Source organism: Acinetobacter sp. V115_6, from assembly GCF_031799025.1.
GTDB lineage: Bacteria > Pseudomonadota > Gammaproteobacteria > Pseudomonadales > Moraxellaceae > Acinetobacter > Acinetobacter pittii.
Genome location: NZ_JAVQNO010000021.1, coordinates 1028096 through 1046010 on the forward strand (window position 1 = coordinate 1028096; position 17915 = coordinate 1046010).

Here is a 17915-nt window from a genome sequence, read left to right on the forward strand (position 1 = left end):
CTATTCAGCTATTTATTCAGCTTCCCAACCAGACAGATTAAGGACATAACTATAAAAAGGGAATGCATAAAATGAACTTAGAAGTACGTTGGGTAGAAGACCTTTTGACACTTGAGCGTGAGCGTTCTATTTCAAAAGCAGCCGAAAAACGATTTATTAGTCAATCTGCGTTTACGCGTAGAATTCAGCAAATAGAAGAGATGATCGGAGCTGAAGTTATTATCCGAAATAATAAAAATAATATTGAATTTACAGACATTGGACGGATTATGCTGGTGATGTCTAAAAATATTGAGAAGCAGGTAGAAGAAACAGCAAAGCTGATTAAAAACATCAAAAATGAAACCGAATCTACGATTCGTTTCTGTGTTGTCCACTCATTAGCATCAGGTTTTTTAACCACTTTTTTAAAAAAATTCCCAACGTTTATGCGTGATTTAAAAATTGAAATTGTCGCAACGAATAGTGGTGAAGGCTTATCTCTTTTAAAAGAAGGTGCCTGCGATTTTATGATTTGTTATGCAGATCGATCTAATATTAATCGAGTTGGTGATGATATTTTAAGTGGCATCAAGATCGCTGAAACAGAGATTGTCCCAGTGTCAGCTACCGAAGCAGATCATACGCCTAAGCATACAATTCAGAGTAATTTTTCATTACTTGCTTATAGTAAACATGCTTATTTGCGCAAATTGGTCGATCAATTGATTGAAGGTAAACTGATCTATAAAACCTTATATGAAACTGACAATGCCACCAACTTGAAAGAGCTTGTATTACAAGGTTTAGGTGTAGCATGGATTCCAAAAATTAATGTAGAGGAAGATCTCGCTACCGGAAAATTGGTCATGTTGGACCATAACGAATACTGCCTGCCACAGGATATTTATATTTTTAAAAATAACTTGAGTGATAACAAATCTGTTCAGCAAATTTGGAAGGGCTTCCAAACTCAGCATGATTAAAATTTATAATGATATGTGATGTCCTCAAGATATTTACATACAAAGTAATCAATCAAAGAGCTCATACCTTTGTCTTTATGATGAAAGGCTTTATAAAGCATTGCTCATGGTCTAGGTTCTTTGTTAATTTAGACCATATATCAATAATTCAGAAATCTAGTGAGCATTTTTATATATGCTGTGTCTGATTTTATTCCTTTTGAATGGATTATTTGATCCAGACGGAGACAATTTTGTTTGATCTAGATAGTAGATTACTAAATATTTTTTATCATATTTATCGGTTTAAAAGTGTTTCAATGGCTGCTGATGCTATTGGGCTTACACAACCGAGCGTTAGTAATGGACTGAACAAAATCCGTCAGCATTTTAATGATCCACTTTTTATTCGTGTTGGGAATGAAATGATTCCAACCGAATTAGCTAAAGAAATCTTTCCACTCATTAGTGAAGTGATTGATAAAGTGGAAAGCATTAATAATTTTAGTGTGAATTTTGATCCGCTAACTTCAGATCAGCTTTTTACAATTGCGATGACAGATGTATCTCATCTGGTTTTATTACCGCAATTAACAAACTATTTAAAAGAGAAAGCCCCTTTAATTCGCTTGAATATTAGGCCGATTACGCCAGAAACCAGCTATCAAATGGCAAATGGTGAGATTGATCTTGCAATTGGCTTTTTACCCCAATTAGAAGAAGGCTTTTATCAACAAAAGTTTTTTAAACAACATTATGTGGTGATTAGCTCTAAAAGCCATCCTCGTTTAGACCCAAATAATTTTACTTTAGATGATTATATGCGCGAGTATCATATCGACATTGATGCGGGAATCGGGCACTACCATATTAAAAATGAATTGCAGAACAAAGGATTGGATCGAAATATCTTAATTCGATTACCAAGCTATCTTGGAGTAGGATTAGTCGTTCAAGAAACAGATGCGATCGCAACGGTACCGTATTATTTAAGCCAAGTCTTATTGGTGAGAGAAAATTTACAGATTTTACCAGCACCTCTAGACTTTCCAACTTATGATGTAAAACAACATTGGCATATGTCATGCCATCATAAAAGTAGCCATAAATGGTTCCGTCAAACCTGCTATGAGCTTTTTAAAGTCTAAAAAAAGAAGATGTAAGAAAAATGCTTACATCTTCTTGGTAGTTTGATTTTTAGATTTCAATCGCGACAGCTGTAGCTTCACCACCACCAATACATAACGCAGCAACACCTTTCTTTTTACCAAGGCGTTTTAAAGCATAGATAAGAGAAAGAATAATTCTTGAACCAGTTGCGCCAATTGGATGGCCTAAAGCACAAGCACCGCCATGTACGTTGACTTTTGCTTCATCGATACCTAAATCATGAATTGGTGCCATTGCTACCATTGCAAAAGCTTCATTAATTTCCCAAGCATCTACCTCGTCAACAGACCAGCCAGCGCGCTCAAGCACTTTTTGAATTGCACTAATTGGAGCAATGGTAAATTCGCTTGGATGTTGTGAGTGAGTAGAAGTTGCAACAATTTTTGCTAAAGTATTTAAACCATGACTTTGAGCATATTCTTCAGTGGTAAGTACTAACGCAGCAGCACCATCAGAAATTGAGCTTGAGTTCGCAGCTGTAATTGTCCCATCTTTACTAAAAGCTGGACGCAATGTTGGGATCTTCTCAAGATTCGCTTTTAATGGCTGTTCATCTTGATCGATAACTTCAACACCTTTACGTGTTTTTACTTCAACAGGAACAATTTCTTCTTTGAAGTAACCTTCGGTGATGGCAGTTTGCGCTTTTTTCAATGAAGAAATTGCAAAGTTATCCATTTGCTCACGGGTAAAGCCTTTAGTATTTGCCATGTCTTGAGCAAAAGAACCCATTAAACGGCCTGTTTCTGCATCTTCAAGGCCATCTAAAAACATATGGTCTTTAATCTCACCATGACCCATACGGTAACCACCGCGAGCTTTTGGTAAAATATAAGGCGCGTTAGTCATAGATTCCATACCGCCAGCAACAATAATATTGGCACTGCCTGCTTTTAGAGTATCTGATGCCATTAACACCGCTTTCATGGCAGAGCCACAAAGTTTATTAATGGTGACAGCGCCGACATGATCAGGTACACCAGCTTTACGCATCGCCTGACGAGCAGGACCTTGGCCAATACCCGCACTTAATACGCAACCAAAAATAACTTCATCTACTTGTTCAGGGGTAACACCTGCACGTTGGATCGATTCACGGATAACTGCAGCGCCAAGTTCTGGTGCAGTTAAAGCCGTTAGGCTGCCTTGAAAACCGCCCATTGCAGTACGGCTACCTGAAACTATAACAATTGAACTCATCTTAATATCTCTTATTGATGTATTTGCTAAATTTGCCTTTAGCCGAAACTAAAGGCGCCGGTAAATTAAAAAGTAGGTGGGGTATAGCTAAGCGTTCTTCCAAAGAACCATAATAAAAATAAAACTAACGGAAAATGCACAACGAGTTGAGTGACTGTAAAACCAATCACATCTTTTGCTTTTAGTTTTAGAATGCCTAACATTGGAAGCATAAAGAATGGATTAATTAAGTTCGGTAAAGCTTCGGCTGCATTATAAATTTGTACAGACCAGCCTAAATGAACTTTCAAATCATTTGCTGCTTGCATAACATATGGGGCTTCAATAATCCATTTTCCACCACCAGACGGTACAAAGAACCCCAGAATCGCAGAGTAAATCCCCATCACGATTGCAAAGGTTTCTTTTGAAGCGATTGAAACGAAAAACTCAGCTATATAATGCGACAGCGATAAATCTTGACTGTTTAAAGCTTGCGTCATAATAAAAGCGATGCTTCCATAAAGTGGAAACTGAATTAAGATTCCTGATACAGCTGGAACTGCCTTTGAAACAGCATTTAAGAAGTTTCTTGGTGTTCCATGCAAGGCTAACCCAAGCATTAAAAACACAAAGTTGTATGTGTTTAAACTTGAAATAGCAATGATTGGATTGCTTTTTGAAAATTCAAAAAACATCCAGATTAAGCCTAATGCGACGACAATAATCGTTAAGATAGGCGAGTTTTCTAACCAATCACCCGGACGCGTCGATTTTTCCTCATGTGGTTTGTCTTCTTCAAATTGAACATCAAAACTATCAATTGTTTTAACATTATTGCCTTTTGGAGCTGACCAGTAAGCGATTGCGATTGACACAATAACCAAAATAATGGTCATCGCAATTGATTGCCAAAGGAAAATCGTTTCGGTAAATGGAATAACCCCTGTTAGGTTATAAATTGACTCAGGTAAACTAGTTTTATTCGCTTGAAGCTGTGCTGCCGAAGAGCTAATTCCAAGTGCCCAAGTTGCTCCCATACCAATAATTGCCGCCGCCGCTGCTGCACGGTAATCCATGTTCAGCTCTTTACGTTTTGCTAATGCAATCACTAAAAGTGCAGTAAGAATCGTACTTACTGCCCAATTGACTAATGAAATTAACAAGCTGACAGTTGCAACTAAAACAATAGCACCACGTCCAGAATTTGGAATACGTGCCATTTTTTGGATTAGGAACTTTACGGGCTTAGATACAGAAACGACATAACCCACAATAATGAGCATCGTCATTTGCAGGGTAAAGGGAATAAGACTCCAGAAACCGTTACCGAAGGAAGTCGCGACATCGTGAATAGGTGCACCAATACCTAAAGAGGCAACTGACACGATAATGACGCCAAGTAATGCAAAAATATATGAATCAGGAAACCATTTTTCAGACCAGTCACTAATCCGAAGGGCAAATCTTTCAAAAATTCCTTGTTGTTTTTCCATAGCTGAAAAAATCCTTCTCGTTCTTATTTATAAACAGCACATCCGGTGCTTAAAAGGGCTAAGACTTAAGCTAACTTTGTAACTTAAGTCTTATCTGGCTAACTAAAAATTAGAATTTACGCAACTAAGGTTTTATAAAACTCGACACCTGTAGCAGCTTGAATCTGTTCAAGCGTGACATCTTTAGCAAGTTCAATGAGCTCTACACCTTGCGGGGTAATGTCCATTACGCCTAAGTCAGTAATGACGCGATGAACCACACCTTTACCTGTTAAAGGTAGGCTACAGTTTTTCACGATTTTTGGCGTACCGTCTTTTGCACAATGTTCCATAAGCACTACAACTTTTTGGACACCAACAACCAAGTCCATTGCACCGCCCATACCTTTGACTTTCTTACCCGGAATCATCCAGTTCGCTAAGTCACCATTTTCGGAAACTTCCATTGCGCCTAAAATTGCAATATTGACATGACCACCACGGATCATGGCAAAAGATTCTGAACTTGAGAAAAAAGCAGCACCAGGGCGAGCTGTAACCGTTTGTTTACCGGCGTTAATTAAATCGGCATCGACAGTTTCTTCAGTCGGGAATTCACCAATACCTAATAGGCCATTCTCAGATTGAAGCCAAACATTAATATTTTCAGGAATATAATTAGCAACAAGGGTAGGTAAGCCAATACCTAAATTGACATAAAATCCGTCTTCAAGTTCTTTTGCAGCACGTTGTGCCATTTCATTGCGTGACCAAGCCATTTTATACTGCCTCCGTGCTTAAAGTTTTATGCTCAATGCGTTTTTCAGGTGACGCATTAAGTACAATGCGGTTTACATAAATACCCGCTAAATGGATCTCATCTGGATCTAATTCACCAATTTCAACAACCTGTTCAACTTCGGCGATTGTAATTTTGCCAGCCATCGCACATTCAGGGTTAAAATTTTGAGCAGTTTTACGGAATACTAAGTTACCTGCCTTGTCTGCCTTATAGGCTTTAACAAGCGAAACATCTGCTGTTAACGACTCTTCTAAAATGTAGTTTTTGCCATTAAAGGTACGTTCTTCTTTACCTTCTGCAATGAGTGTACCGACGCCTGTTTGTGTGTAGAACGCAGGAATACCAGCACCGCCAGCACGTAACTTTTCAGCTAATGTACCTTGCGGAGTAAGCTCTACATCAAGTTCACCATTTAAATATTGGCGCTCAAATTCTTTGTTTTCACCAACATAAGAAGAGATCATTTTTTTGATCTGTTTTGTTTGAAGCAAAATACCTAAACCAAAATCATCTACACCTGCGTTATTTGAAATACATGTGAGACCAGTCACACCACTTTGCTTAACTGCAACAATCAGTTTTTCCGGAATTCCACATAGACCAAAACCGCCTACGGCAAGTGTTTGATTATCTGCAATAACGTCTTTTAGTGCTGCCTCTGCATTGGCATAAACTTTATTCATTCTATTGTTATCCTATATCCCTTAGTAATCTTAGTTTTAGCATCACATTTTGCGTTATAGAAGTTAATTTTTTTAAAGGATTAATGAGTATATTCAATGAATGCTATCAAATTAACAACAAAAAATTAGATGTATAGAATGCTAAAATCTTCATGAATTTGCATTAATGTATTGAAAGTTATAATAATTAATAAACTTGGCTTAAGCCTATGCTTAGCTCATCCTAAAAAGCAGTCTTTAATTTTTTAAAATTTATATTGAATCAAAGCTTCAATAAATTGAGTCGAAATATTTGAAATTTCAAAGTTCTTTTTATAAACAATTCCTACAGTCTTATGAATAGATTCATCCTTTAACTCAATGAGTACGTTATGTTCTTTATCAATGTGTTTAGCAAAATGCCTTGGAATTGCACTCACCCCAATTCCATAAGCCACAAAGCTTGAGAGTGATGAAATTTGATGACATTCAACTTTCAAATCGAGCGTTATATTATTTCTCAAACAATTTTGTTCAACTAAATATCGAACAATTGAAGGTTTTTGCAATGTCACGAATGGATTTGAACAAAGCTCGGACCATGTAATAGAAGATGATTGAGCAAGTGGGTGAGTCTTAGGTAATAGAGCCAAGAAATCTTCTTCAAACAAAGGTCTAAACTCTAAGCCCTCGGTAAGATCTGGTTCAAAGCAGATGCCAAGCTCGAAAATACCATCTTGTACTTTTTCTATAATGGTCTCGTTAGGGATATCGTGAATTGAAAAGTTAAGATTGGGATGAAGTTCTAAAAATTGATGAATCACCTCAGGCAAAATTGCATGAGTCACAAAGGGCATTGAGGCGATACTTAAGGTTCCGCGATTGAGCTTAAAACGTTGTTTAACATCGTTTTCCATTTCATCCCAATTGGCGAGTAATTTTTTAGCATAGGGAATTAGGGATTTACCTTCTTGGGTAAGCTCAACACGACGTGTATTACGATTAAACAATTTTCCGCCTAACTCTTCTTCTAAGCTTTTAATGGTGAGGCTTAAAGCAGACTGGCTTAGATGTAGCTCTAGTGATGCATTGGCATAGTTGAGGGTACGTGCAAGAGCTAAAAAAGCTTTTAATTGTTTAAGCGTCATTTCATTCCTTTAGATTGCTCAGCTCACCTAGAAGGATAATTTATACGAAAAGTTGTCTAATATGATGTTTTTTGACAAAAAATTATGAAAAAGAAAGTAGAGAACAGTGTGCTGAACTACTTTAGTAAATTTTCCCAGCAGAATTCATCCGTGTTGTTTGCAAAATATAGAGCCATTCCAACAACATGGAAAAATAAATAACCTAGCCAAATTGCTTGAGGGGCAACTTTTAAGCCTTCTAATAAAATTATGGTTGAATAAATTGCTACTAAAAAAGTGAATAAGATGATGTATGTAATACTCGCTACAAACTTATATTTTGGTGCTAATTGAGGAACTTTATAACCAATCAAAATTTGCATACCGCAATTTATGATCAGTGCAATTATAGCTACAATTATTTGTGGTGCATTTAAAAATTCTAAAGAAAGCTGTTCGATGATGAAAATGATTTGCCACAGTACAAACATTCCCAAAGGGTACAACATAAATTTAAGCCACATAGTTTTTTCATTTTCTTATCAATATTTTATAAAAGTATTCTATTAAATAACAAAGATTAAATAAATACTGTTTTTCAAAAAAACTATATCTCAATATAAAGCTGGTCTTAATTCAATTAAAATATTTGTGAATTTTAAATTCATTAAAACTTAATTTAAAAGATAAATGAGATTATGTAAGGGTAAAATTAATGAATAAAACTATTCTTGGTTTAGTGCTGGCTCCACTCATATTAAGTGGCTGTGTGAAAAAAGCTGAAGAAAAAACTGTAGAAAAAACAGAAAATGCTTCAACTATAAAAACGACTGAACAACCCCAAACAAAAGAAAATCAAATTCCTGCAATAATAGCGCACAGTTTTCTCGTGAAGTTTGAACAACCCAAAATTTGTGGGTCTAATCCAGATGTCGAGGGTATAGTATGTACTTCTAAAGAAGCCATTGCACTTAAAAGTAATATTGACTGGATTGATCAAGTAATCGATAAGGAAATCCGTAAAAATTATGCAGATGCTCTTACTCCTGCATCAGAACAGCAAAAACAGTTAAATCAAACACAAGCTGAGGGGCTTAATAACTGGTCAGATAGTGTGGTTTATCGCTTTAATGGACAGTTTGGTCAATATGTTCAAATTTCGAAAGTTAGCTCAGAATATTCTGGCGGAGCACATGGTATATCAACTTTTGAAGATTATATTTTTGACTTAAAAAGCAAAAAGCGCATTGGATTAAAAGATATTGTAGTCAATGGAAAAATGAATGCGCTTAAAGATGCTTTATGGAAACAGTACGAATATTGGTGCCAAGAAAATGATATGGAACCTTCTATTAGCAAAGAAGACTTTAAAGTAAGTGATAATTTCTATATCAATCAATCAGGTGGAGTGACCTTTGATTTTCAGCTTTACGAATTGGCTCCATATGCTGCAGGTCCTGTGAGTTTAGAGCTATACGATACAGATCAACTGATAAAATCAGATTTTTTACCGCCAATGCCTACTTTAAAAACTGAAATGTAAGATTAACAAATTACTTGAACCACCTTCGGGTGGTTTTTTATTTTCTGAACTGTTAAATTTTACTCATAATTAAAATGGATAATTATCATGCAAAAGATAATTGTATTAAGCTTAATTTTTTTATTAAGTGGATGTGTAAGCCCAACTAATCAAATGAATAATAATAATTTTAGCGAAGTGCAGCCTTCAACACCTTCAATATCAGGTATATGGACGATTTCAATTGGCCCAAGCATATCAACCATAAAACTTGACTCAGATGGCAATGGAGTACTTTGTGATGATACGAGTGGGCATGTTGTATTCAACAAAGTTAAGTCTGTAAATAATATGATCTATATTCAAAATGGTATGACTCTAGAAGTGAAGCATCTAAACAAAGATATACTCGAAGCTAGAACAATTTTAAGTGCTTCTAATTCAAATATGATCTACAAAGCTGATAATGATTTAAAGGCAGCTTCATTAAAGTGTGTCAAAGAATTATAGATAACTATCTTCATAAACCAGTAGGCGTTTTTTTATTGTCTGGAGGAAAGTAAAGATGGCATAAGAATCACGTCTGTTCATTTTTATTGTTAGCGTAGGTAATTTCATGAAAAAATTATTTTTTAGGGTTAATTTCAAGTTTTACTTTTTTTTAATGGTTGCCAATCTATAGAACAGCAAACGAAAAATAAAGTAAGCACTTAATGATTGTGCCTAAAAGATATTAATATGTAATAAAGAATACGTAATCGTCTTTAAGTTTCACATTTTGAATTATTGGTTTTGAAATGATCTAAATATTCCTGAGATTGAAAGAAAATTGGTTTCGCATCTTTCTGTTGTAAAAGCTTTGGATAGTACTGCATATACACTGCCAGAAGTTTTTGAGCATCTGCAAGATAATCACATTCTGCTTGAAGTTTATCCTGTAAATTATTTGCAAATTTAATTCTTGGTTCATGGTGAGCTTTAAAGATATCAACCTGTTTTTTCATTTTTTGGTCAAATATTTCTCTAGATGCTTTTTCACCATCCGAAAAGAATACGTAATGAAAATCAAAACCCTGCCAATTCAAATCATTTTTAGGTATGTAAATAATTTGTGCTGCATGGGTAAATTTATAAGATATTAAGGAAAGAAGAATAATTAAAATTGTCTTTTTTATCATTTTCCAACTCTTTTCAAAATTTTAAGGAGATTCTATCAAATAACAAATTTCTCACAATAATATCCAAGACTTAATTTTACGATGATATTAAGCCAAATAAGAGCTTATTTTACTTCCATAGGGCCAGCTAACCAATAACCATAATCTGCGCAAGCTTTAGAAATAGAAGGAGTAACTTGAGTAGATTTCACTTCATATAAGCCACCACCTAGTGATATCTGTTCACCAATTACAGCAGATTGATTTGTAAAACCATTAGTGATTTTAAATTTACCATGGCCTAAATTTACTAATTTGCTGCCATAAGGCCAAATAATCAACGGACCTTTTTCATCGCCCAGTCTGATACATCCATTTTTATCTGCTATAAGCTTTCCATGTGCTGAAGCCATCATTGAAATATTACTTTTCGTATTGCTTGTAATAAGTATCGGTTGAATAGAAACCTCTTCATGGTTAGTTATAGTAGGCTTTACCATGCAAGATGTTAGGCTAAAAGCAGTTAAAGAGGCTAAGAGTTGAATTTTCATATAGGGGCTTTTTTCTTTACTTTTTAGTAAGAGGTTCTATAAATTGATTGATAATAACGCCTTTACTTAAATCACATGTAGTATCAGGTTTAATTATCCATTTGTAGTTGTTCAAATTAATGGGATAAGCTTCTCCGTTGCCATAAGCAATCGTGTCACCATCTTTATATTCTTTTGAGTCAACAATTAAAAGATATTTATTGCTATTCCAATGAGCATCTTTAGTTGCAAAAATAGGAATCACTCGATCATTTGTATTCATTAAATAAACACAAGAGCCTTCAATCTTGATTTGTGCCTCACTATAGCTTGCATTATCAGCATTACCAGAGTAACCAATTTTTGGAACAATAACCTTATTTTGAGCCAGAGAAGTATCGGTACATCCATTAAGTAGGATGATCAATCCAGTTTGAATAGTAAGCAAAAGATTTCTTTTATTCATGACTAAGATACTGGTGAGAAGTCTAAATTATAAAGTTCATCAGTAGAAATGTAATAGTATTCATTAAATTTTCCAGCTCTAATGACGTAAGTAGAAGTTACTTTTAATAAACTAAATACCGTTTTCGAGTAAAGATGAGAATAGTAAAAAACATGATTTTATATTCCTGTTTTAATCCTTGGATGGCTTTGTTCAACTAAAGATAAAAAAATTATCTGTGTGATATTTATAAAGAATAAGACAAAAAAAATTTATTTAATTATTTTAAGAAATATATTATTTAATTGTCTTTATTAAATAATATAGAGATATTAATTTAATTTAATTTGCTCAACAATTAATAAGTTTTATAAAATAATAATAGCTTTTAAATAATAAAATTTTACCAACAAACCAACTTAAATATTTGTATTATATGTATATTTTAAAATTTAAATAAATTACATTGTTTTTAAATATTTTAGTGATATTTTATTTTTAAGCTCATTTACCTATTACCACACATGGATATTGTGATTTTTATCATTATAGGTTTGGGATAACCTAAATATCTTTTGGTAATTTTATTGAACCTAATATCTATTCTTTAGGGAGAAGGAATATATGTGGGAATTATTTGTAATTCTACTTTCGCTTGGGCTGTTGATGTATACAGCTTACAAGGGTTTTTCAGTCATTCTCATGGCACCAATTTGTGCCTTACTCGCTGTTTTACTCATTAACCCAGCCAATGTCTTACCATTTTATTCGGGTGTATTTATGCCCAAAATGGTGAACTTTATTAAAGATTACTTTCTTGTATTTTTACTCGGAGCAATTTTCGGTAAAGTCGTTGAAATGTCAGGAATTGCTGAGTCTATTGCACGAACCATTGTGAGATGGATTGGAGCAAAAAAAGCAATTTTAACCGTTGTATTGTTAGGTGCAATTTTAACATATAGCGGTGTAAGTTTATTTGTTGCTGTATTTGCCATTTATCCTTTTGCAAACCAGCTTTTTAGACAAGCGAATATTCCAAAACGTTTAATTCCGGGAACTATCGCACTCGGTGCATTTACATTTACCATGGATGCTTTGCCTGGTACACCACAAATCCAGAACGTAATTCCAACCACATTCTTTGGCACCAATATTTATGCCGCACCATTTCTAGGAATTATCGGTGCAATTTTTGTTCTATGCATGGGTTTGGCTTACTTGGAATGGCGTCGCCGTGCAGCTGTAAAAGTTGGTGAGGGCTACTCTGGTTTTGGTGTAGACAATACGCCGTCTCAAGAAATTGAAGCCGATATGAACTTGCAAAATAATGGAAGTACGGCTCGTCAGTTTTTAGCATTTGTACCCCTCATTCTTGTTGCTGTAATGAACAAATATTTGTCTAAAGCCATCAAAGAATGGTATCCAAATGGTTTTGATTTTGCCGCAGTTGGTCTTGCTGATTACACCGTAGATGTTGCAAAAACTGGTGCAATCTGGGCGGTGGGCCTTGCACTGATTGTCGGGATTATTTCTGCAATTTTATTTGATTATCAGCGTGTAGTGACGAACTTCAAAGAAGGCATTAATGCCAGTATTGGTGGCTCACTTTTAGCAGTGATGAATACCGCATCTGAATATGGTTTTGGTGCAATTATTGCGTCATTACCAGGCTTTGCCCTGATTAGCCATGCAATGAGCAGTACCTTTACAAATCCTTTAGTCAATGGGGCTGTGACCACAACCGTTTTAGCAGGTATTACTGGTTCCGCTTCTGGTGGTATGAGTATCGCTTTAAGTGCGATGGCTGAACAATATAACGCCGCGATTTTAGCCGCAGGTATTCCACCAGAAGTCATGCACCGTGTGGTTGCAATGGCATCGGGTGGTATGGATACCTTACCGCATAATGGTGCTGTTATCACTTTACTCGCTGTTACGGGTTTAACCCATAAACAGTCGTATAAAGATATTTTTGCAGTTACGGTAATTAAAACGGTAGCGGTATTTGTGGTGATTACGGTCTTTACCGTAACGGGTATTGTTTAAGTCAGCACGTTATAAGTATTAAGGAGTAAATAAATGACAAAACTTTTAGACGGTAAGGTCGCTTTTATTACAGGTTCTGCAAGTGGTATCGGTCTAGAGATTGCTAAGAAATTTGCTCAAGAAGGTGCCAAAGTTGTTATTTCTGATATGAATGCTGAAAAGTGTCAAGAAACGGCGAACTCACTTAAAGAGCAAGGTTTTGATGCATTATCTGCACCATGTGATGTGACCGATGAAGATGCTTATAAACAAGCCATTGAGCTCACTCAAAAGACCTTTGGTACAGTTGATATCTTAATTAATAATGCTGGTTTCCAGCATGTTGCGCCTATTGAAGAGTTTCCAACTGCTGTTTTTCAAAAATTAGTTCAAGTCATGTTAACGGGGGCATTTATTGGTATTAAACATGTTCTTCCAATTATGAAAGCTCAAAAATATGGCCGTATTATTAATATGGCTTCAATTAATGGCTTGATTGGTTTCGCTGGAAAGGCAGGTTATAACAGTGCTAAACACGGCGTAATTGGCCTAACAAAAGTTGCAGCTTTGGAATGTGCACGTGATGGTATTACGGTAAATGCTTTATGTCCGGGGTATGTAGATACACCATTGGTCCGTGGTCAAATTGCAGATTTGGCTAAAACCCGTAATGTGAGTTTAGACAGCGCACTTGAAGATGTAATTTTGGCAATGGTTCCTCAAAAGCGTTTGCTATCTGTTGAAGAAATTGCTGACTATGCGATTTTCCTTGCGAGTAGCAAAGCAGGTGGGGTAACAGGCCAAGCTGTTGTTATGGATGGTGGTTACACCGCCCAATAATTTAAGTATTTTATAAAAGCCGCTTATTTAAAATAGGCGGTTTTTTATTCGTTAAAAATTTACGATAGTCTCCTGTTCAAAATAATGATTTATCTCTACTCTATTTGCTTATAAAAAATCTAATAAAATAAATTCGTTAAGGTATGAAATTATACTTTAAAGGTATTTAACTTATTTCCATTTTTAAAATTTAATAGAGTATGAGAAAGTAATCTTTACTCTCTTTCTTGATTCGATATTTTTCAGGAAAACTCGTCAATTAAAGGATATTAATTGGCATACAAGTTGCTTTTTAAGCAATAAGTTATTTAGCTAGGTGAAAAGGATATGATATCACTCAGCCAACAGATGGAACTCAATCATTATTCACGCAAAGCTGAATTTGCGCAGAATTTGATGTCCACAATTTGTGGTGAACACCGTCTAGACACAATTTACAAAGACACTCTCGATTTTCACTATGACGGAATGCGTTTGCCTAATAAAAAAATGGCGATCGGTACAATCAGTTATGGTGCAAACGTTGCCATCAACATCTCAAATTTAAAAGCGTATAGCATTAGTTTGCCGATACAAGGTCGACAAGCTCTTAATATTCGTGGCGCTCATTATCAATCTGATGAAAACAGAGGCCTCATTGTTTCAAATAACGATCAGCAAGATTTGATTATCGATAAAGACTGTAGAAAATTTCAGGTCGTTATTCCTGAGCGGAGTATGCAGATTGTCCTTGCAGATCTACTGAATAAACCTATAGAAACGCCTATCATTTTTAACCCTGAAATGCATCTGGACTCGGAGCAACTGATTGGTGCATGGTGGAAGAATATTCAGAATTTTTTACAGCTAAAATCGCAATATAGTAATTTTTATGGTTTGCAGATGTTATCTGAAGACTATGAAAATTTTGTAATTAAAGCCTTACTATTATCTCAAGAAAACAACTACTCTGAAGCCTTAAAGTCACTTTCACATCAAGATGAGCCAGCTTATATCCGTAAGGTTCGTAATTTTATTATTGAACATGCGCATGAAGAAATCTGTGCAGAAGATTTGCAGCGTTTGGCTGGGGTTTCAAAATCAAAATTGTATGATGAATTTCAACAATACTATGGCACCAGTCCAATGTCATATTTAAAAAAATATCGCCTCCAACAAATTTACAAAATCCTGAGCACCACAGGTGCAGATAGAAAGGTTTCTATTTCAAAGCTTGCCTATGACTGGGGCTTTAACCATTTAAGTCGTTTTTCTCAAGAATATCGTGAAGAGTTTGGTGAAAATCCAAGCGAGACCAAAGGGAAAATTTTCTGACATTTAACTTTCGCAATAAAAAACTGATTTAGGCAACTAAATCAGTTTTTTATTTATTGCCTAATATTTATAAACTTTCTTCGAGCTTTAACACTTGTTTGTTTTTAGATTTCTCATAAATCACTTTGAGACTAAGTGCAATAAATGAGATGAAAGTTGGTATTGCTAGAATAAAGAAAATACCGCTTAAGCTTAGGTTAAAAGTAAAAATGAGCGAGCCAAAGAAAGCACCTAAAATTGCACCGATACGACCAATACCATGCATCCATGAAACACCAACCGCGCGACACACTGCCGGATAGAACATAGCTGCAAGTGGCAGTAATGAAGACTGCGCACCAGCGAGTAGTGCACCAATTAAGAAGATAGTAAGACCTAATAAGAAAATATTTGAGCTCACCAGACCAGCAATAATGAATAGGGCGAAAGCAATTAGGTATGAATATTTAATCACTGTAGTTGGATTCAGTTTATCCATGTACCATCCCATAATAGTTGCACCAATTACACCACCAAAAGGGAAAATCGCAGCAATTAAACTAAACTGTTGAGTACTAAAACCTGCTGTTTTTAAAATCGTTGGCATCCAGCTTGTTAAAAGATAAAACACTAAAAGACTCGTAAAGCAGCAGAGCCAAAGCATACTTGAACCCCACAGATATTTTCCTAAAACCACTTTAACTGGATTTTCATCTGATACAGTTTCTGCTTGAGTTAAAACAAGTTTTACTGGCTCTTGGAAGGAATGACCTTGAATATCTTCTAAAATACGCTGAGCTTTGTCTTGTTGATGACGTGTAATTAAGTATTGAGTTGATTCAGGTAATTTAAGCAATAAAGCAACCACTAAAATGAGGGGAATGCTTCCGCCAATAATAATAACCTTAGCCCAACCATAGCTTTCTAACAGATAAGCGGATAGCACACCGCCGCAAGAAATACCCAGCATAAATCCACAGCCAGCAAGACCTGTAAGAAATGCTTTACGTTTTACAGGCATATACTCAGAAACAATCGTACTGATGTTTGGCATGGCTGCGCCTAAACCAACACCTGTTATAAAGCGATAAATCATTAAGTCTTGAGTTGAGTTGGCAAAGCCACACAAAATCGTAAATATGGAAAATAAAAGGCTTGTAAAAACAATAACGCCTTTGCGGCCAAACTTATCAGACAGAGGCCCAGAAATAATTGCACCAATCGACATACCGACTAAAGCAGCACTTAAAACTGGAGCAAGCTGAGGCTTAGTAATTCCCCAATCATCGAGTAATGCTGGAGCAACAAAACCAATAATTCCTGTATCTAGACCATCACAGAAGAAGACAAAAAAGCCTAGTATAAAAACCATCCATTGTAATGGAGACAGTTTTTCGCGATTGATAATCGTGTTTGCATCTATCGTTTTCATACGTATTCCTTATTCATTAAAATTTTTTGCTGTAATTGACGAAGAAACGGTTTTCAGAGAAATCGTTTCCATGCTTAACGTCGTAATTGATGAAGATGTACTGAAGGGCTAAACCTTTGAGGAGTGGCTGTTGAAGGGCATAATTGATGATAACGTTGGATTCACTTTCTTTATTTTTTAAGCCATCTGCTGTCTTAAAGTGATCGCCATATACATATTTGAAAGTGGTATTTAAACCAGGCACATGATCTTTAAAGTCATAGCCATAGATGAAGTGATAAGACTTTTCATCTTGTTTGAAGAAACCAGTCGTGTTCCAGTTAATGAAATAAGTTTCAGGCAAGAAGCCATCTGGTAACGGGTAAGCAGACTCACCAATAATTTGCTGATAACCCACACTAAAGCTGTGATTTTTTACTTTAAGCGTTTCTAATAACCCTACGTTTTGTGCGTCGATGTCAAAAAGATTTCCATTATCTTTAGCATTGAAATATTTGAATTTTGAATTAACTGAAAAATTAGAATTTTTCCATAGATGGTCAATGCCGACATAGTGTTTGTTATATAAATCCTCCATATTCCCAAAGTAATATTCACCCTTCAATGTAGGCGTAAATTGATAGCGCAGATCTATGTAGTTAAGTCCGTCGGAGTAGCCAGTCACACCTTTTGAAGTAAAAGAAAATCGATGGAAATCTTCTTCATTTCGCGGTGATACTTTTTCAATACGGCCAATTTCAGCAAAAAGTTTGTCGTTTAGCTGGCTCTTAAGATTAGTTCCCCAATAAGACGTCAGTAGTTGTCGGCTTGCATCTACAGTGGTTACGGGTAAATCCAGCCATAATTCACCAATGCTGAGTAGCGTCTTGTTATATCCTAACTTTAAGGTCGCACCATATTTTAGATAATCGGGTGCTTGGGACTGCGTCGCTTTATCAAAAGGTAATACCGTATCTGCAACATGTTTATCTTGGCTTAAACGAACCGCATATTGTGCTGAAGCATTTGCGCCAATTTGAATCGGGGTTCCTCCAATTTCTAACGGCGTATCATGCATATTTGAGTTGTAAAATAGAGAAACTGATTGTGACCAACTACCTGTGTCTTTTACATCTGGATTGTCATAGTTTCTGTCTATATATGCATTTTTTAATGTAAATTTCCATTCTTCATCCGCTGAATAAGCCTGAGTAGAAAATGCACTGCAACATAAAATATTGATGAGCATTAACGTTTTTTGTTGTCCATAAATTGGCCATGGTCGATGCATAAATAAACGCCTTAATTTAGAAAATGACTGGGCTTTTTTTAT

Annotated in this window: 18 protein-coding genes; 7 read left to right on the plus strand and 11 right to left on the minus strand. The window is 35.5% G+C overall.

What is annotated here, in order from left to right; all coding sequences use genetic code 11:
- Window positions 1-71: 71 nt before the first annotated feature.
- Both RMA94_RS13320 and RMA94_RS13325 read left to right on the plus strand, forming a co-directional pair.
- Complete coding sequence (locus RMA94_RS13320) at window positions 72-965, plus strand: LysR substrate-binding domain-containing protein (RefSeq protein WP_002113716.1); 894 nt, start codon at window positions 72-74, stop codon at window positions 963-965.
- A gap of 233 nt (window positions 966-1198) precedes the next feature.
- Window positions 1199-2092 carry a LysR family transcriptional regulator gene (locus tag RMA94_RS13325; protein ID WP_003651675.1) on the plus strand — a complete coding sequence of 298 codons (894 nt, stop codon included), beginning with the start codon at window positions 1199-1201 and terminating at the stop codon, window positions 2090-2092.
- A 49-nt stretch (window positions 2093-2141) separates the two neighbouring features.
- On the opposite strand, the gene RMA94_RS13330 is transcribed toward RMA94_RS13325, so the two are convergent.
- The 6 genes from RMA94_RS13330 to RMA94_RS13355 all read right to left on the minus strand — a co-directional run bounded on the left by RMA94_RS13330 (window position 2142) and on the right by RMA94_RS13355 (window position 7883).
- Window positions 2142-3314 (minus strand): thiolase family protein, encoded by a 1173-nt coding sequence (locus tag RMA94_RS13330; RefSeq protein WP_311083345.1) that lies wholly within the window; start codon window positions 3312-3314, stop codon window positions 2142-2144.
- A gap of 65 nt (window positions 3315-3379) precedes the next feature.
- Complete coding sequence (locus RMA94_RS13335) at window positions 3380-4789, minus strand: short-chain fatty acid transporter (protein ID WP_086264642.1); 1410 nt, start codon at window positions 4787-4789, stop codon at window positions 3380-3382.
- Between the two features lie 116 nt (window positions 4790-4905).
- Window positions 4906-5547: a 3-oxoacid CoA-transferase subunit B gene (locus tag RMA94_RS13340; protein WP_014206696.1), complete on the minus strand. Its 642-nt coding sequence runs from the start codon at window positions 5545-5547 to the stop codon at window positions 4906-4908.
- A 1-nt stretch (window position 5548) separates the two neighbouring features.
- The gene (locus RMA94_RS13345) at window positions 5549-6253 is read right to left on the minus strand and encodes a CoA transferase subunit A (protein WP_199992402.1); all 705 of its coding nucleotides are present in this window, start codon (window positions 6251-6253) and stop codon (window positions 5549-5551) included.
- A gap of 245 nt (window positions 6254-6498) precedes the next feature.
- Window positions 6499-7380, minus strand: a complete 882-nt coding sequence (locus tag RMA94_RS13350) for a LysR family transcriptional regulator (protein ID WP_311083347.1) — start codon at window positions 7378-7380, stop codon at window positions 6499-6501.
- Between the two features lie 116 nt (window positions 7381-7496).
- A complete protein-coding gene (locus RMA94_RS13355; RefSeq protein WP_013197973.1) occupies window positions 7497-7883 on the minus strand; it encodes a hypothetical protein in 387 nt (128 codons plus the stop codon).
- 191 nt (window positions 7884-8074) lie between these two features.
- On the opposite strand from RMA94_RS13355, the gene RMA94_RS13360 reads away from it, so the two are divergent.
- Together RMA94_RS13360 and RMA94_RS13365 are read left to right on the plus strand one after the other, a co-directional pair.
- Window positions 8075-8902, plus strand: a complete 828-nt coding sequence (locus RMA94_RS13360) for an RsiV family protein (protein WP_130172682.1) — start codon at window positions 8075-8077, stop codon at window positions 8900-8902.
- 87 nt (window positions 8903-8989) lie between these two features.
- On the plus strand, window positions 8990-9391 hold the full coding sequence (locus RMA94_RS13365; protein ID WP_130172681.1) for a J517_1871 family lipoprotein: 402 nt from the start codon (window positions 8990-8992) through the stop codon (window positions 9389-9391).
- 254 nt (window positions 9392-9645) lie between these two features.
- Here RMA94_RS13365 and RMA94_RS13370 read toward each other — a convergent pair whose 3' ends face one another.
- The 3 genes from RMA94_RS13370 to RMA94_RS13380 form a co-directional block, all read right to left on the minus strand.
- Window positions 9646-10059 carry a hypothetical protein gene (locus RMA94_RS13370; protein ID WP_130172680.1) on the minus strand — a complete coding sequence of 138 codons (414 nt, stop codon included), beginning with the start codon at window positions 10057-10059 and terminating at the stop codon, window positions 9646-9648.
- A gap of 104 nt (window positions 10060-10163) precedes the next feature.
- On the minus strand, window positions 10164-10589 hold the full coding sequence (locus RMA94_RS13375) for a hypothetical protein (protein WP_228259741.1): 426 nt from the start codon (window positions 10587-10589) through the stop codon (window positions 10164-10166).
- 16 nt (window positions 10590-10605) lie between these two features.
- Window positions 10606-11034 carry a hypothetical protein gene (locus RMA94_RS13380; RefSeq protein ID WP_130172679.1) on the minus strand — a complete coding sequence of 143 codons (429 nt, stop codon included), beginning with the start codon at window positions 11032-11034 and terminating at the stop codon, window positions 10606-10608.
- Between the two features lie 603 nt (window positions 11035-11637).
- Between RMA94_RS13380 and RMA94_RS13385 the strand changes: the two genes are divergently transcribed.
- The 3 genes from RMA94_RS13385 (at window position 11638) to RMA94_RS13395 (ending at window position 15192) form a co-directional block, all read left to right on the plus strand.
- Window positions 11638-13059 carry a GntP family permease gene (locus tag RMA94_RS13385; RefSeq protein ID WP_311083353.1) on the plus strand — a complete coding sequence of 474 codons (1422 nt, stop codon included), beginning with the start codon at window positions 11638-11640 and terminating at the stop codon, window positions 13057-13059.
- A 33-nt stretch (window positions 13060-13092) separates the two neighbouring features.
- The gene (locus RMA94_RS13390) at window positions 13093-13878 is read left to right on the plus strand and encodes a 3-hydroxybutyrate dehydrogenase (RefSeq protein ID WP_000163845.1); all 786 of its coding nucleotides are present in this window, start codon (window positions 13093-13095) and stop codon (window positions 13876-13878) included.
- A gap of 327 nt (window positions 13879-14205) precedes the next feature.
- Window positions 14206-15192 carry an AraC family transcriptional regulator gene (locus RMA94_RS13395; RefSeq protein ID WP_005076090.1) on the plus strand — a complete coding sequence of 329 codons (987 nt, stop codon included), beginning with the start codon at window positions 14206-14208 and terminating at the stop codon, window positions 15190-15192.
- A gap of 67 nt (window positions 15193-15259) precedes the next feature.
- On the opposite strand, the gene RMA94_RS13400 is transcribed toward RMA94_RS13395, so the two are convergent.
- Together RMA94_RS13400 and RMA94_RS13405 are read right to left on the minus strand one after the other, a co-directional pair.
- Window positions 15260-16603 carry an aromatic acid/H+ symport family MFS transporter gene (locus RMA94_RS13400; RefSeq protein WP_311083358.1) on the minus strand — a complete coding sequence of 448 codons (1344 nt, stop codon included), beginning with the start codon at window positions 16601-16603 and terminating at the stop codon, window positions 15260-15262.
- A gap of 16 nt (window positions 16604-16619) precedes the next feature.
- A complete protein-coding gene (locus RMA94_RS13405) occupies window positions 16620-17831 on the minus strand; it encodes an OprD family outer membrane porin (RefSeq protein WP_404976537.1) in 1212 nt (403 codons plus the stop codon).
- Window positions 17832-17915 lie beyond the last annotated feature (84 nt).